Source organism: Pseudomonas sp. C2B4 (assembly GCF_013359695.1).
In the GTDB taxonomy this organism is placed as follows: domain Bacteria; phylum Pseudomonadota; class Gammaproteobacteria; order Pseudomonadales; family Pseudomonadaceae; genus Aquipseudomonas.
In genome coordinates, this window is record NZ_JABFMU010000051.1 from 1 (window position 1) to 20,902 (window position 20,902).

Below are 20,902 nucleotides of genomic sequence, written 5' to 3' on the forward strand. Positions count from 1 at the left end.
AATTAATCCTCTGTAGGAGCGAGCCTGCTCGCGATGGTCGTCAACGATGACACGGGCTGACTGACACCCCGCGGCGCCTGTGCCTCCATCGCGAGCAGGCTCGCTCCTACAGAAGTAACTGAGAACATCAGTAGCTGAAATCATGCCCCAGCTCTTTCTGCATCCACTCCAGAAAGCGCCGCACCCGGGGAAAGTTCGAATGGGCCCGGGGAAACACCAGGTGGTGGGCAGTAATCGGCGCGCTCAACGCCGGCGCGACTTCGACCAATGCGCCCCGTGCGAGATAGTCCTGCGCCAGCAGCGTACTTTCGAGGGCAAAGCCAAGCCCGTGACTGGCGGCTTCCAACGTCATGTAGGAGCGGTCGAAGCTCAGGGTGTAAGGCTTTTCGGGGCGTGACACGCCATGTTGGGCGAACAGCTGCGGCCACTTGATCAGCGTCGCCTCCGACAGGATCAAATGGCTGTCCAGCAAGTCGGCGGCCGTGCGGATCGGGCGCTTTTCCAGCAGCTTGGGGGAAGCCATGACCGCAATCCTTTCATTGCGAATCGTCCGTACTTCGTAGCTGGGCCAGTTGGGCATGCCGTGGCGAATGTCGACATCGATCTTGTCGCGGCTGAAGTGCAGCGACTCATAAGAGCACGAAAGGTTGAGCTGGATATCCGGGTGACTCTCGCGAAACTGCTCCAGGCGCGGCATCAGCCACAGCAGGCCGAAACTGGGTGATGAGTGCAGCCGCAGGCAATCGAGACTGACGTCGCTGGTGGCGCGCTCGGTGGCCACGGCGAGGCTGTGCAGGATGCCGGACACCTCCGTCAGGTATTGCTCGCCGACCGGTGTAAGGGTCACGCCCCGGGCCGTTCGGAAGAACAACTGGCGCCCGATCATCGCTTCCAGTTTGGCCAACTGATGACTGACCGCCGAGGGCGTCAGGTCGAGCAATTCGGCGGCGCGCGCGACGTTGCCGAAGCGGGCTGTCTGCTCAAAGGCCTGAATGGCTTTCAGCGGTGGCAATGTTGCAGGTGCATCGTCATTTGAACGCATGATGATTGTTATTCCGCTGCAAGTGGCATGGCACGGGCGTCAAGCCATTCAAGCATCCGTACAGACGGTTGGCGAGTGCTGAATTTTTTTCAGCACCCAGTGAAGTTCGCGTTATTGCTCAGGGTCACCTCGGGGAACAAGCTGAGTCATCGATTCGATTCGGGTCGAACTAATAAAAACAATCTCAGAGGAACTCTCACATGCTTCTTCAAGGCAAAGTCGCAATCATCACCGGTGCCGCTTCCGCTCGTGGCATTGGCCGCGCCACGGCGACCACTTTCGCGCAGCACGGCGCCCGTGTGGTGATTCTCGATCTGGATGAATCCGCCGCCCGCGATGCCGCTGCGACCCTGGGCGAAGGTCATCTCGGCCTGGCCGCCAACGTCGCCGATGAATCGCAGGTCCAGCAGGCCGTGGCGAAAATCATCGAGCACTTCGGCCGCATCGACATCCTGGTCAACAACGCCGGCATTACCCAACCCCTCAAGACCCTGGACATCCGCCCTTCGGATTACGACAAGGTGCTGGACGTCAGCCTGCGTGGCACCTTGCTGATGTCCCAGGCGGTGATTCCGCTGATGCGCCAGCAGTCCAGCGGCAGCATCGTGTGCATGTCGTCGGTTTCCGCGCAGCGCGGTGGCGGTATTTTCGGCGGTCCCCATTACAGCGCGGCCAAGGCCGGCGTGCTGGGTCTGGCCAAAGCCATGGCCCGGGAACTGGGGCCGGACAAGGTCCGCGTGAACTCCATCGCCCCCGGTCTGATCCATACCGATATCACCGGCGGCCTGATGCAGGACGAACGCCGCCACGCGATCATCGATGGCATTCCCCTCGGGCGCCTGGGTGAGGCGCAGGATGTGGCCAACGCGGCGCTGTTCCTGGCCAGCGACCTATCCTCTTACCTGACCGGCATCACCCTGGATGTGAACGGCGGCATGCTGATTCACTGATGACACCTGGCGGGCCTCGCGGCCCGTGCGGTTCTGGATCGACGACGCAGCCGGGCCCCTGGGTCTGGCGGTCAATAAAAACAAGAGATCAGACCATCATGACAACCCTGTCGCTTGAAGCGGTTTCGACCGTGCGCTCCAACGCCTACCGCAAGACCGCGTGGCGCCTGATGCCCTTTTTGATGCTGTGCTACCTGTGCGCCTACCTGGATCGGGTCAACGTCGGCTTTGCCAAGCTGCAAATGATGAACGATCTGGCGCTCAGCGAAACCGTCTACGGACTGGGCGCCGGCATGTTCTTCATCGGCTATTTCCTCTGTGAAGTGCCCAGCAACATCATCCTGCACAAGGTCGGGGCGCGGGTCTGGATCGCCCGCATCATGATCACCTGGGGCATCGTCTCCGCCCTGTTCGCCTTCGTCGAAAACGCCTGGCAGTTCTACGCCCTGCGCTTTCTGCTCGGGGTTGCCGAAGCCGGCCTGGCGCCGGGGCTGTTGCTCTACCTGACCTACTGGTTTCCGTCCTACCGGCGTGCACGCATGACCGTGCTGTGGTTCATCGCCATTCCGCTGTCGGGCATGGTCGGTGGCCCGCTGTCCGGCTGGATCATGAACCACTTCGCCGGCATGCACGGCTGGGCCGGATGGCAATGGATGTTCGTGCTGGAAGCGGTGCCGACCGTGTTGATCGGACTGCTGGTGCTGAGCTACCTCAAGGACGGCGTGCATCAAGCCAGTTGGCTGGATGATGACGAAAAGGCACTGATCAGCCGCGAGCTGGCCGAGGACGACCAGCAGAAAGTCACCCATGCCTCGGTGGGCGAGTTCATCCGCGACCGGCGCCTGTGGTTGCTGGCCGGGATTTACTTCTGCGTGGTCATGGGCCAGTACGCCATCACCTTCTGGCTGCCGACCCTGGTACGTAACGCGGGGGTTTCCGATCCGCTGCACATCGGTTTCCTGACCAGCCTGCCCTACCTCTGCGCAATCGTGGCCATGCTGTATGCCGGACGCAGCGGTGACAAACACCGTGAGCGCCGCTGGCACCTCATTGTGCCGATGATCGCCGGTGCCATCGGGTTGAGCCTGGCTGCGCTGATGGGCGGGAATGTACTGCTCTCCATTCTCAGTCTTTGCCTGGCCGCTTCCGGCATTCTGTCCGCGACATCGATGTTCTGGATGCTGCCCACCACGCTGCTCGGTGGGGTGTCCGCCGCCGCTGGCATCGCGGCGGTCAACAGCTTCGCCAACCTCGCCGGCTTCTGCTCGCCCTATCTGATCGGCTGGGTCACCACACAGACCGGCTCCAGCGCCATCGGCATGTACCTGATCACCGGCGTACTGCTGTTCGGTGCCACGTTGGTGCTGCGCATCCCCGCCGCCTCGGTCAATCGTTGATTCATTGGAGTTTCACCATGACTGCTCATCCTGCATTCACGTCATCCACGACGCTGGCGCAACGCGCTCACAACATTCGCCGCCATGCCTTGCGCATGGGTCAGGTTCAGGGGCAAGGCTATGTCGGCCAGGCCCTCGGCGCTGCCGACCTGCTGGCCGTGTCCTACTTCCACGCCCTGAGCTATCGGGCCGAAGACCCGGAATGGGAAGGACGCGACCGCTTCTACCTCTCGATCGGTCACTACGCCATTGCCCTGTACGCAGCCCTGATCGAAGCGGAAATCATCCCTCAGGATGAATTGGAGACCTACGGCGCGGACGACAGTCGCCTGCCAATGTCGGGCATGGCCGCCTACACACCGGGCATGGAGATCACCGGCGGTTCGCTCGGCCAGGGCCTGGGCATCGCGGTCGGTGCCTGCCTGGGGCTCAAGCGCAAAGGCGCATCCTCCTTCGTCTACAACCTGCTGTCGGACGGCGAACTGAACGAAGGCTCGACCTGGGAAGCGGTGATGTCGGCGTCGCACTGGAAGCTCGACAACCTGATCGCCATCGTCGACGTCAATAACCAGCAGGCCGACGGTCATTCCAGTGAGATTCTCTCGTTCGAACCCATCGTGGATCGTTGGCAGGCCTTTGGCTGGTTCACCCAGCGGGTCGACGGCAATGACCTGGAGGCGCTGGTCGCCGCATTCGACACCGCGCGCAACCATGCCGGCAACCAACCACGGGTGATCATCTGCGACACCAAAATGGGCAAAGGCGTGCCCTTCCTCGAAGCCCGCGAAAAGACCCACTTCATCCGCGTCGAAGAACACGAATGGGATCTGGCACTGAACAACCTTGAAGAAGGAAACCACCAATGAGCAACGCCGCCAACACGCCGACTTCCACGGTTGAACCTGCCAAAAAACGCCTGACGACTTCGGCGATGATCGCCTCGATTGCCTCTGAGGGCCAGGCCACGAAATCCGCTCCGTTCGGCCATGCGTTGGCCACCTTGGCGGATCAGCGCCCGGACATCGTCGGCCTCTCCGCCGACCTGTCCAAGTACACCGACCTGCACATCTTCGCCAAGGCGCACCCGGATCGTTTCTATCAAATGGGCATGGCCGAGCAGTTGCTGATGAGCGCGGCAGCGGGGATGGCCCGGGAAGGTTTCGTGCCGTTCGCCACCACCTACGCCGTGTTCGCTTCGCGCCGCGCCTATGACTTCATCTGCATGGCGATTGCCGAGGAGAACCTCAACGTCAAGATCGTCTGCGGCCTGCCCGGCCTCACCACCGGCTACGGCCCCAGCCACCAGGCCACGGACGACCTGGCGATCTTCCGCGCCATGCCCAACCTGATGATTGTCGACCCGTGCGACGCACTGGAAATCGAGCAAGCCGTGCCCGCCATCGCGGCGCACAACGGGCCGGTGTACATGCGTTTGCTGCGCGGCAATGTACCGCTGGTATTGGACGAGTACGGCTACCAGTTCGAGATCGGCAAAGCCAAGACCCTGCGTACCGGCAACGATGTGCTGATCATCTCCACTGGCCTGATGACCATGCGCGCACTGGAGGCTGCCAAAGCACTGCAAGCGGACGGCGTCGATGTCGCCGTGCTGCACGTGCCGACGATCAAGCCGCTGGATGAGCAAACCATTCTGGCTGAAGCCCGCAAACCGGGCCGTCTGGTGGTCACCGCCGAAAACAGCTCGATTATCGGTGGACTGGGCGAAGCGGTCGCCGGGGTGTTGCTGCGCAATGGGGTGACGCCGACCTTCCGGCAGATCGCCTTGCCCGACGCCTTCCTCGACGCCGGCGCTTTGCCGACGCTGCATGACCGTTATGGCATTTCCACGCAAGCGGTCTGCGCTCAAATCAAGGCCTGGCTTTGATCGCCGGCTGACAGAGGCGCCCAGGGATGGGCGCCCGACGTGCTCAAGGCATCAGCCCGGGATCGATTCCCGGCTGAATGCCCCCACCTCCTTCACCAGGCCCTCAGCGGCCAACATCACCAGTGCCCGGCCTTTTTCCGCAGTCGCCTGCGCCGGGTCCGAACCCATGCGACCGTCCGGATGGCGTGCGCGGAAGTCTTGCGCTTCGCGGATAGGGCCCCAGTTGGCGATCTGCGGTGAATAACCCGCCGACTTGATCGAGTCTGGATAGGCCCACTGGGTGACGGCAATTTCCGAAGGCGTGGCATGCACACCGTGGCCCGTCGGGAACTGCTCCTTGGCAAGGTCATTGACCCCTTCCAGGTCCCACCAGTTGCACAACTTCAGCGCGAACCCTGCGGGACGACGGGCGAAACTCGCCTCGGCGTAGAGTTCCGAAAAAGCCGCTTCAATCGATGCCACGTTGCCGCCGTGACCGTTGAGGAACAGGATTTTCTCGAACCCGTGGGCGGCCAACGACCGCACCCAGTCGCCAATGGCGGCGATGAAGGTCGAGGGGCGCAGTGAAATGGTGCCCGGGAACCCGAGATGGTGCTGCGCCATGCCGATGTTGAAGGTCGGCGCGATCAGGATGTCGGCATCCTTTTGAGCTTCACGGGCAATGATTTCCGGGCACATCCAGTCAGTGCCCAACAGGCCGGTGGGACCGTGTTGTTCATTCGAACCGATGGGAATCACGATGGTGCGGCTGCGTTCAAGAAACTGGCCGATCTCGGCCCAGGTCGACAGGTGTAGAAGCATGGAAGTGCTCTCCTTTGGGTGGTTCCTTGCGGAACTCGACGATTCAATTTCAGGGTTGAAGGTAACTGATCAGCCTGCGCTGTATTGAGGCGCGACCTGCTCAGTCGAGAGTGATCTGTTCAGCGTGATAATAAGCACCGCACACAGGGAAGCGCAGCCAACGACTACGATGCCGAGGTTCATGTCGCCGGTGGCGGTTTTGGCCCAACCAATGACCGCCGGCCCCCAGAAGCCGCCGCACAGGCCGATGGTGTTGATGAAAGCAATGCCTCCCGCCGCCGCTTCACCCTTGATGTGTTCCGAGGGCATGGCCCAGAACACGGTATACGCCATGAAAATCGTTGCGGTCGCCCCGGTCAACAGCGCCAGCGTCACCAGAACATGTCCCTCGGCAAAAGGGAACATCAGCAGGCACAAGGCGGCGATACCCGCCGGTACGGCGCAGTGGTAGCGTCGTTCGCCGAGTCGGTCGGAGCGGCGTCCAATCAGGTACATGCCGATGGCGGCGCCCAGGTAGGGAATGGCGGCATACCAACCCAGTTGCAGGGTGTCATTGACCCCTCTAGCCTTGAGAATGGCTGGCAGCCAGAAGCTCATGGCGTAGATCGAGAAGATGATGCAGAAGTAGGCCGAGGCCAGGATGTAGGTTTTCGGGTCACGCAGCACGGCCCGGAACGAATGGACCTGGCTCGTCGATGTCCCCAGTTCAGTCTCCAGCAATTGTTTTTCCTCGACACTCAACCAACGGGCCTCCGAGGGTCGATTGGCTAGCACGAAGTACGTGAGGATGCCGAGGAACACACAAGGCAGGCCTTCAAGCAAAAACATCCACTGCCACCCGGTCATGCCGCCCACACCGGACAACGTGGTGATCAGCCACGCGGACAGCGGGCCACCGATGATGCCGCCGATGGGCCCGGCGATAAACACGATGGCAATGGCGCGGGCCATTCGTGTCGGGCCGTACCAGCACGACAGGTAATAGATCATGCCCGGGGCAAAACCGGCTTCGAACACACCCAGCAGAAAGCGCATCAGATAAAACGTCGGCACGTCGCGAACAAAGAGCATGCACGCCGAGGTGATGCCCCATAACACCAGGATGCGGCTGAAGGTCTTGCGCGCGCCAACCCGTGGCAGCATCAGGTTGCTCGGCAATTCAAACAACACATACCCCAGAAAGAAAATGCCTGCGCCCGCGCCATAGGCTGCGTCGGATAACCCCAGATCGTTTTGCATCTGCAACTTGGCGAAGCCGACATTGATCCGGTCCAGGTATGCAAAGACATAGCAGATGAACAGCAGCGGCAGCAGCCGCCAATTGAGCTTGCGGTACAGGGCCGTGATCGCCCCGCTTCTTGCCGACGTTGCAGTGATTGACATGCGCGTCTCCGATTTTTCTTGTTGATCTTCGGTGGTGGAAAGGATGTTGCGCCGACGACCAAAGCCCAGCAAGAGCAACTAAGTTCGCGTATCGTTGCTTTATGAGCAACACACAGAGGTATCCGCCATGCGCGAAATCAACCAGCAACGGCTGCGGTATTTTCATGAAGTGCTGACCCACGGCTCGATTCGTGGCGCGGCCGACAGCATCAACACGTCGCCATCGGTGATCACCCGGCAGATCAAGCTGCTGGAAGAGGAACTGGGGGCAAAGCTGTTCGAACGGCTGGCGCGGGGTGTGCAGCCGACCGAAGCGGCCGCGCATCTGTTGGAATTCTGGCGCGGTTATCGATCCCACCAGGAGAAGCTCGAAGACCAACTACAGGCGATCAAGGGTCTGCAGCAAGGCCATGTGCGGGTGGTCATCAGCGAGGGCTACGTCGATGCGTTGGTCGACAACGTACTCGCGCCGTTCTGCAAGCAGTACCCGAAGCTCAACGTCACCCTGGACACGCTGCCGGTCGTCGACGTGCTCCACGAAGTCGCCGAAAACCGCGCGCACATCGGCCTTGCCTACAACCCGCCCCTGCATGCGCACATCGATTTTCGGGCAGCGTCGTCGCAGCCGGTCATGTTGCTGGTTCGCCCCGATCATCCGTTGGCGTTGAGAGGTGGCCCGGCAACGGTCGCGGATATCCTCGCCTGCCAACTGGTGTTGACGCCCACCACCTTCGGCATCGGCCAGGCGATAGAAATGCTCGAGTACGCGGAGAAAATCGAGATCCGCCCGGTGCTGGTCAGCAACTCCCTGGCAGCCCTCAAGCGTCTTGTGGCCACCGGGGACTTCGCTTCGTTGCTCGGAGAATTCGCCGCCTACAGGGAAATCGCCCAGGGCAGCCTGGCCGCCATCGCAGTGGAGCATCCGCTGTTCCAGGGCGTCGAGGCGAAGCTGCTGGTGAAGTCCGGACGACCGCTGGCCGCTCCGGCTCAGGAGTTGCTCAACTGGATGCTCAAGCGCCTGCCCATGTTCTCGCCTGACGGGAGCCCGGGCCTGGAAGGAAAAGAGACCGCCTGAAGCGGATGCTTCGGGGGAATGAGGGTAATGCAGCCGGTGTGAGCGTTCACTGAAGCTCAAATTGTGGGAGCGAGCCGGCTCCGGGCGGCGTTCCGACGAATGCGGTGTGCCATTCACCTGGATGTTGACTGACACGCCCTCTTCGCGAGCAGGCTCGCTCCCACAGTGGGCCCGGTACATCTGTGAGGGATGGGTCGGTTGTCAGGCCGCCATCGCGAGCAAGCTTCGCTCCTACAGGTTTTAGTCCGCCAACCGAACCTGCAACCGACCGCGATGGGATAACCCGGCCTGCAAGGCAAAAGCCACGATCACCGTCGCCGGCGCGGAAAAGCTGCTCAGGCCGCTGCCAGCAAACATCAGTGCCAGCCCGAGCGCCGTCGCGCCAAACCAGGCCGTCAGGCCCACCGGGTTGAACGCCGCCACCCGATCCAGCGCCGACGCGTCATAACGCCCGTAGACAATCTGCGCCAACGCTACGCCGACCCAGGCCACCACGAAGATACCTTGATAGGCCAACGCCTTGAGCAAGTAGGCAAACACGTCCGCCAGCATCAAGCCGTAGACGATCACGCCGACCGCCAGCGCCCACACCAGGTACGAGGCGCGCAGGCCGAAACGGGCGAAGAACGCCTGCATGTTCAAGGTCGCCAGGTAGTAGTTGGCGGTGTTGATCCGGGTTTGCGTGGCCCACACGAACAGCAGGCCCCACAGCCCCATCAGTTGCAGGATCGCCATCACCACCGACACTTCGTTCAGCGCGCCTTCGTGGGGAATGCTGCTGACCAGGTAGATGCCCGCCGCGCCGTTGAGCAAAAAGGTCACCGCGTAGAACGGCATGCCGAAGTTCCAGCGACCGTGATACTCGGCGTCCTCGGCCTTGCCGAACCGGGCGTAGTCGAAGGTGAACAGCATCAGAATCCACACGCCCATGTAGGCCACGAAGCAGTCCCACCAGCCAAACGCACTGGGGGTTGCCGGACCGAAATCCAGCCATTGCGGCTGGTAGCCATAACGGCTGATCGACAACCCCACCGCCACCAGCAAGCCACCGAGGTACACCGGCAGCAGCACACCATTGAGCTTGTCCAGCCAGTGCTGCACGCTGCCCAGGATCATCGGCACGCTGTACAGCACCACCATCAGCGCAGCCAGCGGATACACCAGTTCCGGGTACAGGTGATTGAGCGCCACGGCGATCACCGAGCCTTCGAACACCGCGTAGTAGATCGCCGTCGAGAAGAAGATCAAGGTCGCCAGACAGGCACCGGTACGGCCAAACAACAGCCGTGAAAACAACGCCACCGACAAGCCGCTGCGCACCGCGAAGCGACTGAGCACGGTGTTGACCAGCCCGTAACTGATCACCGACAGCACCATCCCGATCAGCGCGTTGCGCGCACCGTAGGACAAGGCCAGGGAAGCGCCGACCACGATGTAGAACATCGCGCTGCACACCGCCCACCAGGCCATGGTCAGCGACAGTCGACCCATGCGCGCTTCGGTGGGGACGGGATGATTGGCCGGGTCTTGCCCGGTTTGACTCGATTGCGATAAAGCAGCCATATGCGTGAACTCCAGAACCAGTCAAAGGTTGAAGCGCGGGCAGCCGCCACCGCACCGGAGTGCGGCGTTGGCTTGCCGTTTGGCTTTACCCGCGCAGTGCGACGGGCAGTGTCAGGAAGGGAACAGCTTGCTCAAGCAGCTGAGTTTTTTCTTATAGGAACGTCGCGCTTCCAGCGCTTCTTCGAGGGTCACCGCCACGAAACGGGCTTTCTGGTTGGGTTGCATCTGGCCGATCAGGTCGAGGTCGGCGCTGATCACCGTGCCGATCATCGCGTAGCCGCCACCGGACACCGCGTCGCGGTGCAACACGATGGGTTCGAGCCCGGCGGGCACCTGGATCGAACCGATCGGGTAGCAACTGTCGACGATGTTCGACGGATCGGAACCGGCACCGAACGGCTGCTCGCGGGGCTGGAACGTCAGCGCGCTGCCGCCCTTGAAGCGATAGCCGATGCGGTCGGCTTCCGAACCGACGGTCCAGGCCTCGGCGAAAAAGCTGTCCGCCGCCGCTGGAGTCAAGCGGTCGTAATACAGCCCCGGCACCACGCGCAAGGTGATTTCGCCACCCAAGGATTGGCGCAACGCCATGGGCAGACTGGCCCCGGCGCGGCCCTTGCCACTGGCGACGCCGACGGGCAATTCGTCCCCGGCAATCAGGCGACGGCCCTGAAAACCACCGAGCGCACCCAGCGCATAGGTGGATCGACTGCCAAGCACCACCGGCACATCGATGCCGCCAGCCACGGCCAGATAAGCCCGCGCGCCCGCCTTGGGGAAATCAAAACGCAGCACTTGCCCGGCCTTCACCTCGAAAGCGGTGTCGAGGTGCATGTCCACGCCATCGACCTTCGGCGTCATGTGCGCACCGCACACGGCCACCAATGCGTCTTGCTGGAACTCCAGCTCCGGCCCCAGCAAGGTGCATTCCAGCGCCGCCGAATTGGCCGGGTTGCCGACCAGTTGGTTGGCCGCGCTCAGGGCGTATTGATCCAGCGCGCCGGACGGCGGGATGCCCAGGTGGTAGTAACCTTCGCGGCCCAGGTCCTGCACCGAGGTGGCGAGACCGGGTTTGAGTACCTTGATCATGCCAGCACCTCCTGCAACGACTTGGGATAGCCGATCGGGTCGGCGAGAAACGCATCCAGCGAGAACTCCACCGGACGAATCCGCAGATCGAAGCGCCCGGCTTCGACCTCGGCCACCGCGTGGTCGTATTCCTCACGGTCCATCGGTTTGAACTGCACGATGTCCCCCGGACGGAAGAACACCATGTGCTCCTTGAGGTACGCCAGGTTCTGCTGCGGGTCGTAGATCGGGGCCGGCGTGACGCCGAACATCTGATAACCGCCGGCACCGCGCACCGAGTAGATGCAACCGAAGCAGCCGCCGTGACCGAGGGTCAATTTCGGCGTGTCGGTGCGCGGGCGCAGGTACTTGGGCACCTGCAACTGACGCTCGCGCTCGACCATCTGGAACATGAACGGCAGGCCGGCGACGAAGCCCACCATCGAGACAAACCACGGCGCGCCACTGTGGGCGGCGATGAACGCCTCGACGTCGGCCAGACCGTTGATCCGCGCGGCGTACTCCAGGTCCGTGGCGCTCGGGTCCTGATGGCGGTCGCGAAAACGCATCAGGGTTTCATGGGTCCAGGGATCGTTGTACAGCACCGGAATCTCGATGATCCGGGTCTGCAATGTACGCTCGGCGACCGCCTCGGCTTCCGCGCCCTTGACGGCTTCGAGCAAGGCGTGAGGGGCGATGCGGTCCGGGTCGAAGCGGATCTGGAACGAGGCATTGGCCAGGCACACATCGAGCACGCCATCCAGCGCCAGCCGCTCTACCGCGCGGGTGACCGCCATGCCCTTGAAGAAGGCTTCGAGGGACATGCTGTCGCTGACTTCGGCGAACAAATGCTCGTCGGCGCCAAAGCTGTAGCGGATTGGAGTGCTCATGCTTGACCTCCATTGCGGCGTTCGGCCAGCCAGGTTTCCAGGGTGCCGGTGTGGAAGTCGGCGCTGTGCAGCCACGGTTGTTCCAGCAGTTCGCCGTGCAGCGACAAGGTGCTGGCCATGCCGGTGAGCGTGGTCTGCTCCACTGCGACCCGGGCGCGGGCCAGGGCTTCGTCGCGATCGCGGCCATGGACGATCAGCTTGGCCAGCAGCGAGTCATAGTATGGCGGCACGCGGTAGCCTTGATACAGATGAGAGTCGACCCGCACACCCTCCCCTTGTGGCCAGACCAGCGATTCCACCAGACCGGGGCTGGGGAAGAAATCCCGTGCCGGGTCTTCGGCGTTCAGGCGCATTTGCAGGGCGGCGCCGTTGAGCTGGATATCGCTTTGCTGCAAGCCCAGCGGCTCGCCGCCAGCAATGCGCAACATGGCCTGCACCAGGTCGATACCGGTGATCAGCTCGCTGACCGGGTGTTCCACCTGAATCCGCGTGTTCATCTCGATAAAGAAAAACTCACCGGTGGCATCGTCGTACAGATATTCCAGGGTGCCGGCGCCCTTGTAGCCCAAGGCTTCGGTCAGGCGTACGGCGCTGGCGCAGAGCGTTTCGCGCTGTTGCGGGTTGAGGACCGGCGACGGCGCTTCTTCAAAAATCTTCTGGCGCCGACGTTGCAGCGAGCACTCGCGCTCGAACAGGTGCACCGCGTGCTGGCCATCGCCCAGCACCTGCACTTCAATGTGCCGGGCCTTGCCGATGAAGCGCTCCAGGTACACCGCGCCATTGCCGAAGGCGGCCTGGGCTTCGCGCTGGGAACGGGGAAATTCTTCGCTCAGTTGTTGGGCATTTTCCGCCAGGCGGATGCCACGCCCGCCGCCACCGGCCGAGGCCTTGATCAGCAGCGGGAAGCCGACGGATTCGGCCGCCTTGAGCGCCGACTCGACATCGAACAGCTCATCGGGGGAACCGGGCACCACGGGTACGCCGGCCGCTTGCGCGGTGCGCCGGGCTTCGGCTTTGTCGCCCATGCGGCGGATGGTCTCGGCGCTGGGGCCGACGAAAATCGCGCCGGCGGCGACAACGGCTTCGGCAAAATCGGCGTTCTCCGAGAGAAAGCCGTAGCCGGGGTGTACCGCATTGGCGCCGGTGGCTTTCAAGGCACCGAGCAATGCCTCGACGTTCAGATAGCTTTTATCGGCGCGGGCCGGGCCGAGGATGTGCACCTCGTCGGCCATGCGCGCCGCCTGGGAATCGACGTCCGCCTCGCTGCACGCGGCAACGGTGGGGATCCCCAGTGCTTTGGCCGCACGGATAATCCGCACGGCGATCTCGCCACGGTTGGCGATCAGTAATTTACGAATGCCTTGAGTCATGGTGCCGCCCTCACGCGTCGTCGAGTGTGGCGATGACCTGACCCGGTTCCACCGGATCACCGTCTTCAACCAGAAACGCGCTGAGGCGACCGGCCGTCCCGGCGGTCAGTTCGGAAAACTGCTTCATGACCTCGATCAGGCCAATCACGGTGTCGGCGCTGACCTCGGCGCCCGGCTCGACGTAGTTCGGCGAGTCCGGGGTGGCCTTGCGGTAAAAGGTGCCCGGCAACGGGGTAATAACGGTTTGTTCGGCCATGTCTGTTCCTCTTGGAATAGTTGTAGAAAGGCAGGCAATAAATCGATATGTGTAAACCCTGACTTCTCTGTGTCAGGTGCTTGATCCGGATTCAGCGGGGTGCGCGAACCTTGATTCCTGCGTCATCCAGCGCTTTGCGGGTGGCTTCAACCAGCGCCAGGGCGCCCGGTGTATCGCTGTGCAAACAGATGGAATCGAATTCGATCGCCAGGTCTTCGCCCTCGACGGTACGCACCACGCCCTCCTGGCAGGCACGCAGCACCCGCGCCGCCACTTTCGCCGGATCGTAGGCACGCACGTTGCGGGTAAAGACGATGGAGCCGCTGAGGTCGTATTCGCGGTCGGCGTAGAACTCGCGGATCACCGGTTGGCCGAGTTCTTTGGCGACGCGCCAGATCACTGAGTTGGGCATGCAATACAGCAGCAACTCCGGCTCCAGGCGCTGCAGGTTTTCCACCAGCAAACGGGCGGCTTCCTCGTCCCGGGCCAGGTGCATGTACAGCGCGCCGTGGGGTTTGATGTGTTGCAAGGCCACACCTTGAACCCGGGCGAGTTCGCGCAGCGCGCCGAGCTGATAGAGCATGTCGTCCACCAGCTCCTGGGCCGGTGCGTTGATGTGCCGGCGGCCGAAGCCGACCAGGTCACGGAACCCCGGGTGCGCACCGATGGCTACGCCCAGGCGCTTGGCCTGCTCGACGGTGCGGCGCATGGTACCGGGGTCGCCGGCATGAAAACCGGTGGCGATGTTGGCGGTGCTGATGAAGCCCATCAGCTCATTGTCGACGCCATCGCCGATGGTCCATGGGCCGAAGCCTTCGCCCATGTCCGAGTTGAAATCTACTGACTGCATGACACTTGCTCCTGACGCTTGTGACTTCATGCAGGCCACGTTAAATTCCCGCCAACCCCTTGGGAAGATCTATTATCAGATAGGCCATCTTCTGAAAAACAGATACCCCGTCGACCGGAGTTCGTATGTCACTGACCCTGCGCCAGGTCCGCTATTTCGTCGCCACTGCCGAGATCGGCCAAATCTCGCAAGCCGCGATCCATTTGAATATTTCCCAGTCGGCGGTGACCACGGCGATCAAGGAACTGGAAGGCATGCTCGGCACCCTGCTGTTCCAGCGTTCGGCCCAGGGCATGAGCCTGACCGATGCCGGGCGGCACTTTCTCAACCGGGCGTATGTGATCTTGCGCAGCGTCGATGACGCCCTCAACAGCCCGCTGCCCGACGTCCGCGCCAGCGGCTTGTTGCGGGTGGCCGCCAGCTACACGGTGATTGGTTACTTCCTGCCGCACCACTTGCAACGACTGGAACACTGGCACCCGGACGTGGCCATCGAAGTCCACGAACAGGAACGGCAAGCCATTGAACAAGGCCTGCTGGAAGGTCGATTCGACATGGCGGTGGTGCTCACCTCCAACCTCACCCACCCGGACATCGTCTCGGAAACCCTGTTCAACTCCGAACGCCGGTTATGGCTGCCCAGCCACCATCCGCTGTGCGAACGCTCGGCGGTCAGCCTCGCCGACGTGGCCAAGGAGCCCTATATCCTGCTGACCGTCGACGAAGCCGAACAAAGCGCCATGCGCTACTGGGAACACGCCCATCAGCAACCCAATGTGCGGGTGCGCACCAGTTCAGTCGAAGCAGTGCGCAGCATGGTAGCCAACGGCAGCGGCGTGGCGATCCTCTCGGACCTGGTGCACCGCCCCTGGTCGCTGGAAGGCAAACGCATCGAAACGGTGACCATCACCGACAAGGTCACCCCCATGAGCGTCGGCCTGGCCTGGCATCGCGAGCGCGAGTTCAGCCCCGCGATGCAGGCGTTCCGCAACTACTTCCACGATGCCTTCCTGGCGCCGCAGCAGCATTCGGCGCGGCGCTGAATCAGCGTTAAAATCCTCCGAATTCAAACACTAAATCCTGTAGGAGCGAGCCTGCTCGCGAAAAACTCTAGACAACTCGTTCATTCAGACAACACGCGTTATCGTTGGCGACCATCGCGAGCAGGCTCGCTCCTACAGTTGGTACGGTGTTCAATGCACTGACCCGATTGGCTTTCCATTTTTAAGGATGATCACGGCATGTCCACCCTCGACACTTCCCTGCAAGACACCGCCGCCCCCGACGGCGTTTGCTACGGCTGCGGCGGCAGCAATCCCCACGGGCTGCACATCAAGAGCTACTGGCATGAGGACGGCGTGCACGTCGTGGCCGAGCACATGCCGGAGGCCATGTACTGCGGCTGGCCGGACCTGGTGTATGGCGGTTTGATCGCGATGCTGGTCGACTGTCACTCCAACTGGACGGCAATGGCCTATCACTACCGCGCCGAACAGCGCGAAGTCGCCAGCCTGCCCCGCATCAACTGCGTCACCGGCAACCTGGGCATCAAGTTCATCAAACCGACGCCCATGGGTGTACCGCTGCTCCTGAAAGCCAAAGTGGAAGGCGATGTCGGACGCAAGACCCGGGTGATCTGCGAAGTCTTCGCCGGCGACGTGCTCACGGCGGTGGGCGACTCGGTGTTCGTTCGGGTCGATACCGGGCAACTGGCGGATGCGGCGCATGGGCGCTGAGAGCCCCGCCACTGCAAGACGTTGAATGCATCAATCGTCGTTGTCGTCGCGATCGCGGTAACGACGGTGATCGCGATCATAGTCACGACGATCGTACCGGCGGTCATAGCCCTGATCATCGTCATCCCTTTGGTCGTAGCCGCGCCGATGGTCATGATCGTGATATCGGCCGTACCTTTCACCGTCGTCCCAGTGAGGACCGCAGCCTCCCAACAGGAAGAAACTGAACATGGCCAGGGTCATGAGGATTGCGCGATTCATAGGTACGCCCTAAACGTGGAAGGTATTGAGTGGTATGGCTGCTCGAACGGTTCATTCGGACAACGTTCAGCCGTGGCTATGACCATTGAGTAACCTAATGATTCCGTGAGGAAATCCCCCTTTCGCGACCGCATCGCCCATACCCCCGATATTCACGGTCCGATTACCTTTCGGCATTCCCCTTTCCTACCCCTTTTGGGGTACTTACTCAGCGTGATAGGAACTTTTTCCACGACACGCATACTGTTCGGGCCTTTGACAAAGTCACCCGCTTCCTGGCCAGGACGCTATTTACCGGAAAGGTCCGACAATGAAACTTGAACTCGTACAGCTGGCAGGTCGCGATGGCGATGTCGCTTACAACATGGAACGCGCTCTGCGAGCGATTGCCGACAGCGCACCGGACACCGATATCGTGATGTTTCCCGAGGCGTATCTCACCGGCTTTCTCAATCACGAGAATATCGGCCGCCTCGCCGAACCCGTTTCCGGGTCCAGTGTCCAGGCGATTTGCGCTGCCGCCCGGGAGCGGGATATCGCGGTGGTGGTGGGTTTGATCGAGTGCGACGGCGAGCGCTTCTACAACACCACGTTGTTCATCACGCCGGAAGGCGTGGCGTTGAGTTATCGAAAGACTCACTTGTGGGTGGGCGAACCCGGCCTCGTCCTGCCAGGCGACCGCTTTTCGACCGTGCAATGGCGCGGTGTGCGGATCGGGCTGTTGATCTGCTACGACATCGAATTCCCGGAAGGCGCATGCGCATTGGCGGCACTGGGCGCAGAGCTGATTCTGATCACTGACGGCAACATGGAGCCTTACGGCCACGTGCACCATACCGCCGTTGCCGCCAGGGCCCAGGAAAACCAGGTCTTCGCGGCCATGGTGAACCGGGTCGGGCAAGGCGATGGCGAAGTGTTCGCCGGAGGCAGCAGCGTAGTCGACCCGTTCGGCCAGCGCCTGTTCGAAGCCGGAGCGCAGGAATGCCGGCATGTCGTGGAACTGGATATGACGCGGATCGCCCCGGCACGCGCACTCTATGACTATCGCAAGGAGAAACGCTTGCCACTGCACGGCACGCTCAATGAGCACGCGGATGGTCGCCGTGAGTGGTTGATTCCCTGAGCGGCGAATGCTGCCTCGATTTCAAACAAGAACAATTGCAGCGGATCCCCCATCGAGGGTCGATTCGCCAGGAGCACCCTATGAAATCTTCGCGTTTGCTGCACGTTGGCCTGTTGACCTTTTTCGGGCTGGGCATGGGCGCCAGTTGGGCGCAGGCCTCCAGTGTGAACCTGTACAACTGGTATGACTTCATTGCCCCCGAAGCGCCCAAGGACTTCGAGAAGGAAACCGGCACGCCCATGGTGCTGGATACCTTCGACAGCGCGGAAGTGATGCAGAGCAAATTGATGGTCGGGCGCAGCGGATACGACGTCGTGGTCGTGACGAGCAGTACGCTGCCCAACCTGATCAAGGCGGGCGTGCTCAAGGAACTGGATGGCAGCCAATTGAGCAACCGGTCGAACCTTGATCCCGGGATCCTCGCCAAAGTTGCCCACAACGATCCCGGCAATCGCTATGCGATCCCCTACCTGTGGGGCACCACGGGTATTGGCTATGACGTGGACAAGGTAGCGGCGGTATTGGGCACGTCTGCCCCGGTGGACTCCTGGGATCTGATCTTCAAGGAAGAAAACATCGCCAAGCTCAGCCAGTGCGGCGTCGCAATGCTCGATTCCCCCGGCGAGATCATTCCCATCGCCTTGCATTATCTCGGTTTGCCCCCCGACAGCAACAACCCGGATGACTATGCAAAGGCCCAGGCGCTGTTGCTGAAAATCCGCCCTTACATCACTTACTTCGATTCGTCGCGGTTCATCACTGACCTGGCCAACGGCAATATCTGCGCCGTGGTGGCCTGGTCGGGTGGCGTGCATGACGCGAAGGTCAACGCCGAACGCGCGAAGAACGGTCGCCAGATCGCTTACCGCATTTCGCGCGAAGGCTCTTCGATTTGGGTGGAAACGATGGTGCTGCTCAAGGACGCCCCGCATCCGGAACAAGGCATGAACTTCATCAACTACATGATGCGCCCGGAAATCATCGCTAAAAGCACCAACTACCTGGGCTATCCCAACGGCAACAAAAGCGCCATGCCCTTTGTCGACGAGGGGCTGAGAAACAACCCTGACGTCTACCCCCCGGCAACAACCCTGGCCACGCTGTTCCCCGACCAGCCACTGCCGCTCAAAACCGAGCGCATTCGTACCCGGGTCTGGAGCAAGGTCAAAAGCGGGACCTGAATCCCATCATCACCTTCCCGCTGCTTGCTTCGGAGCAAGCAGCGGATTGTTCTGCCGTGCCAGGTATGCTCCGCTGAACAAGCCGCCCTAAGCCCCAAAAAAACGAACGTCATCCTATGGCTCGTTGGACGTATCAGCTACGGCGAAATTCGATGGTGAAATGATCGCCATCAAAATGGGTCAGTCGGCCAATCAAATCTTCCCGTGTTGAGAAAGTGTTGTTCAGCTTGCTGGCGTCTCCGCCCTTTGCGACCGCTTCCGGATTGTCCGTTCTGGCGAGCACCAGTCGGACATTCAGGTTACTCGCCAAGGTAATTTCCAGATGTCTGCGTAACAGATTCCAGCCCGCTCGGTTACTCCCATTCCACCTCGAAAGCGAATCGACATATCGCAGGACGCCATCCGCTGGCGGTTCGAAGTATTGCTTCCAACAACTGATAACCAGCTCGCCGTCCGCAGAAATCGCCGAGACGGCCCAATTAGGGTTGTCGAGTTTCGCCTTGTACCGTTGAAAGGCGGTCGTATAGTTCAAACTTGCCATCGTAGTTACATCCTTGCTTGTTGCACTGACAGGATCCTTGCGCGGACTTGGCGCAGAATCACTTTCAAGTGATTTGGCTTTTATGAAAAATCGATTACCGAAAAAACGGCATTCTCTAACTGCCAATCAATCGAGTTCAGGTTCAGTTGGCGGCGCGCAAGTAGGCTATGAATCCTGCCCAGTCGTGGCTCTGATACTTCTCCAGCATGCGCTTGGGCAGCTTGATCTGAGGTATGGGCCAATCGATGGACTCCTGCCATTCGATCTCATCGAGAATGTGCTGGCCGGTAAAATAGCGAACCTCATCTTCGTTCGTGTTGTAGATGAGGAAGATGCGGTCGGGATTCGCACTCACCGCAGATCGACTCAGCCCCCGCTGATTATTCCAGTTCTCGCCACTCTTAATCTGTACTTCAAAATAACGGCCTTCGTGGCCGACGACTCCGTCGATGCCCTTGTCATCCACCAGCGATGGAAATACATCGAAATCCTCTTCGAGCAGGTATCCCCAAATGGCGAACTCATTACGCTTACCTATTGCGAGTTTTTTTTCACGCCCTGCATCCTTATGCCGTTTACGGCGAAATTTTCGATGCCCCACCGAGGACCGAAGAAGGCCATATGCTATCACTCAGCAACAGAAATTTATCTAGCGCGAGGCCGTATCGCCAGGTCAGTGATTTGACAGGTTCCCAAATCAGAAAAAACTGATAGAGATGGATTGGAAGCAGCGCTTCGCGAAAGGCAACAACCGGTTGCCTCTTAAATCCAGCTGGAAAGCCAGGGCAGTTTCAATGCAATGCATGCAATCAAACACCAACCTTTGCATGTGCGTTACGCAGGCTTCGGCTTGAATACTCTGCCTATTTCCCTCATCACCCCACCAAGGGTTAAGTTATTTTCAATAACACGGTTCTGCTTTGTAAGGTTATGCCGCTAGCCTTTAACAGGCGTTGGTATAAGTCGCCCACGAGACAAGCTTTGGATTCGTAAATGGTAAATCCAAATACGCTATCGAGAAGCCACCAGTTTACTCCATTAGGTGATTGGCCCAGTGCCACGTGGTGGCCTGTGTCGTTCAATGACCCGGGGAGAATTTGCAGCGACCATTTCCCGCCATCAGTCATGTATTGCGGCAGGATTTGGTCCAGGCCGGCAAGAACCTGATTATCCCATATGACTTCAACTGTGGATTTCCCCCACATCCACATGTCTAACGTGCTCTTTGCGTTCGGATTGTGCAGGCAGTTTGTCTTCAGATGCTCGATCATTTTTTGCCGATTTATAATATTGTTTGAATCTTGGGTTTCTCCAATTAATAGTACTTTTGAGGCGTTCTCTTTGTCGTGCAAATAGAACGATGCAACGGCATCGCAACAATCTTCAACTCCTTCAGGGAGTTTTATGCGGAGAACTTCCTTGCACATGTTATTTTTCCTTGCGTGAAGGGTGGAGCTGGAGGCTGTTGGCTCACAAATATAGCTGGTTTATTGGCAGTATCCATTTCGCCGAATCACTCTTCACGCTACCCAC

General features: G+C 60.7%; 22 protein-coding genes. 9 read left to right on the plus strand and 13 right to left on the minus strand.

Annotated features, from left to right (window positions below):
- Positions 1-127: 127 nt before the first annotated feature.
- Positions 128-1,042, minus strand: coding sequence for a LysR substrate-binding domain-containing protein (locus HNQ83_RS24415; protein WP_175391317.1), 915 nt, complete (start codon positions 1,040-1,042; stop codon positions 128-130).
- A 200-nt stretch (positions 1,043-1,242) separates the two neighbouring features.
- Here HNQ83_RS24415 and HNQ83_RS24420 point away from each other — a divergent pair, with 200 nt between their 5' ends.
- The 4 genes from HNQ83_RS24420 to HNQ83_RS24435 all read left to right on the plus strand — a co-directional run bounded on the left by HNQ83_RS24420 (position 1,243) and on the right by HNQ83_RS24435 (position 5,274).
- On the plus strand, positions 1,243-1,992 hold the full coding sequence (locus HNQ83_RS24420) for an SDR family NAD(P)-dependent oxidoreductase (RefSeq protein ID WP_175391318.1): 750 nt from the start codon (positions 1,243-1,245) through the stop codon (positions 1,990-1,992).
- 98 nt (positions 1,993-2,090) lie between these two features.
- Entirely contained in the window at positions 2,091-3,389 is a 1,299-nt protein-coding gene (locus HNQ83_RS24425) for an MFS transporter (protein ID WP_175391319.1), read from the plus strand.
- A 17-nt stretch (positions 3,390-3,406) separates the two neighbouring features.
- Positions 3,407-4,255, plus strand: coding sequence for a transketolase (locus tag HNQ83_RS24430; RefSeq protein WP_175391320.1), 849 nt, complete (start codon positions 3,407-3,409; stop codon positions 4,253-4,255).
- On the plus strand, positions 4,252-5,274 hold the full coding sequence (locus tag HNQ83_RS24435) for a transketolase family protein (RefSeq protein WP_175391321.1): 1,023 nt from the start codon (positions 4,252-4,254) through the stop codon (positions 5,272-5,274). Before HNQ83_RS24430 ends, HNQ83_RS24435 begins: the two co-directional genes overlap by 4 nt.
- A 51-nt stretch (positions 5,275-5,325) precedes the next feature.
- Here HNQ83_RS24435 and HNQ83_RS24440 read toward each other — a convergent pair whose 3' ends face one another.
- Entirely contained in the window at positions 5,326-6,075 is a 750-nt protein-coding gene (locus HNQ83_RS24440; protein WP_175391322.1) for a creatininase family protein, read from the minus strand.
- 69 nt (positions 6,076-6,144) lie between these two features.
- A complete protein-coding gene (locus HNQ83_RS24445; protein ID WP_175391323.1) occupies positions 6,145-7,458 on the minus strand; it encodes an MFS transporter in 1,314 nt (437 codons plus the stop codon).
- Between the two features lie 127 nt (positions 7,459-7,585).
- Here HNQ83_RS24445 and HNQ83_RS24450 point away from each other — a divergent pair, with 127 nt between their 5' ends.
- A complete protein-coding gene (locus HNQ83_RS24450; RefSeq protein ID WP_175391324.1) occupies positions 7,586-8,533 on the plus strand; it encodes a LysR family transcriptional regulator in 948 nt (315 codons plus the stop codon).
- Between the two features lie 240 nt (positions 8,534-8,773).
- On the opposite strand, the gene HNQ83_RS24455 is transcribed toward HNQ83_RS24450, so the two are convergent.
- The 6 genes from HNQ83_RS24455 to HNQ83_RS24480 form a co-directional block, all read right to left on the minus strand.
- Positions 8,774-10,096, minus strand: a complete 1,323-nt coding sequence (locus HNQ83_RS24455) for a cytosine permease (RefSeq protein ID WP_175391325.1) — start codon at positions 10,094-10,096, stop codon at positions 8,774-8,776.
- Positions 10,097-10,207: 111 nt separating this feature from the next.
- Positions 10,208-11,182 (minus strand): biotin-dependent carboxyltransferase family protein, encoded by a 975-nt coding sequence (locus HNQ83_RS24460; RefSeq protein WP_175391326.1) that lies wholly within the window; start codon positions 11,180-11,182, stop codon positions 10,208-10,210.
- Positions 11,179-12,051, minus strand: coding sequence for an allophanate hydrolase subunit 1 (locus tag HNQ83_RS24465; protein ID WP_175391327.1), 873 nt, complete (start codon positions 12,049-12,051; stop codon positions 11,179-11,181). The genes HNQ83_RS24460 and HNQ83_RS24465 overlap by 4 nt, the downstream gene beginning before the upstream one ends.
- Positions 12,048-13,421: an acetyl-CoA carboxylase biotin carboxylase subunit gene (locus tag HNQ83_RS24470; protein ID WP_175391328.1), complete on the minus strand. Its 1,374-nt coding sequence runs from the start codon at positions 13,419-13,421 to the stop codon at positions 12,048-12,050. Before HNQ83_RS24470 ends, HNQ83_RS24465 begins: the two co-directional genes overlap by 4 nt.
- Before the next feature lie 10 nt (positions 13,422-13,431).
- Positions 13,432-13,677 (minus strand): acetyl-CoA carboxylase, encoded by a 246-nt coding sequence (locus tag HNQ83_RS24475; protein ID WP_008059700.1) that lies wholly within the window; start codon positions 13,675-13,677, stop codon positions 13,432-13,434.
- A gap of 91 nt (positions 13,678-13,768) precedes the next feature.
- Positions 13,769-14,527: a 5-oxoprolinase subunit PxpA gene (locus HNQ83_RS24480; RefSeq protein WP_175391329.1), complete on the minus strand. Its 759-nt coding sequence runs from the start codon at positions 14,525-14,527 to the stop codon at positions 13,769-13,771.
- Between the two features lie 125 nt (positions 14,528-14,652).
- On the opposite strand from HNQ83_RS24480, the gene HNQ83_RS24485 reads away from it, so the two are divergent.
- Both HNQ83_RS24485 and HNQ83_RS24490 read left to right on the plus strand, forming a co-directional pair.
- On the plus strand, positions 14,653-15,570 hold the full coding sequence (locus HNQ83_RS24485; protein ID WP_175391330.1) for a LysR family transcriptional regulator: 918 nt from the start codon (positions 14,653-14,655) through the stop codon (positions 15,568-15,570).
- 198 nt (positions 15,571-15,768) lie between these two features.
- Positions 15,769-16,263 carry a PaaI family thioesterase gene (locus tag HNQ83_RS24490; RefSeq protein ID WP_175391331.1) on the plus strand — a complete coding sequence of 165 codons (495 nt, stop codon included), beginning with the start codon at positions 15,769-15,771 and terminating at the stop codon, positions 16,261-16,263.
- A 30-nt stretch (positions 16,264-16,293) separates the two neighbouring features.
- On the opposite strand, the gene HNQ83_RS24495 is transcribed toward HNQ83_RS24490, so the two are convergent.
- The gene (locus HNQ83_RS24495; protein ID WP_175391332.1) at positions 16,294-16,524 is read right to left on the minus strand and encodes a hypothetical protein; all 231 of its coding nucleotides are present in this window, start codon (positions 16,522-16,524) and stop codon (positions 16,294-16,296) included.
- A 310-nt stretch (positions 16,525-16,834) separates the two neighbouring features.
- On the opposite strand from HNQ83_RS24495, the gene HNQ83_RS24500 reads away from it, so the two are divergent.
- Complete coding sequence (locus tag HNQ83_RS24500; protein ID WP_175391333.1) at positions 16,835-17,647, plus strand: carbon-nitrogen hydrolase family protein; 813 nt, start codon at positions 16,835-16,837, stop codon at positions 17,645-17,647.
- Positions 17,648-17,727: 80 nt separating this feature from the next.
- Positions 17,728-18,828, plus strand: coding sequence for a polyamine ABC transporter substrate-binding protein (locus HNQ83_RS24505; protein WP_175391334.1), 1,101 nt, complete (start codon positions 17,728-17,730; stop codon positions 18,826-18,828).
- A gap of 133 nt (positions 18,829-18,961) precedes the next feature.
- On the opposite strand, the gene HNQ83_RS24510 is transcribed toward HNQ83_RS24505, so the two are convergent.
- From HNQ83_RS24510 to HNQ83_RS24520, 3 genes are all read right to left on the minus strand, one after another.
- Positions 18,962-19,369 carry a hypothetical protein gene (locus HNQ83_RS24510; RefSeq protein WP_175391335.1) on the minus strand — a complete coding sequence of 136 codons (408 nt, stop codon included), beginning with the start codon at positions 19,367-19,369 and terminating at the stop codon, positions 18,962-18,964.
- Between the two features lie 142 nt (positions 19,370-19,511).
- Positions 19,512-19,970 (minus strand): hypothetical protein, encoded by a 459-nt coding sequence (locus tag HNQ83_RS24515; protein WP_175391336.1) that lies wholly within the window; start codon positions 19,968-19,970, stop codon positions 19,512-19,514.
- A gap of 289 nt (positions 19,971-20,259) precedes the next feature.
- Positions 20,260-20,796, minus strand: a complete 537-nt coding sequence (locus HNQ83_RS24520) for a hypothetical protein (RefSeq protein WP_175391337.1) — start codon at positions 20,794-20,796, stop codon at positions 20,260-20,262.
- Positions 20,797-20,902: the final 106 nt, after the last annotated feature.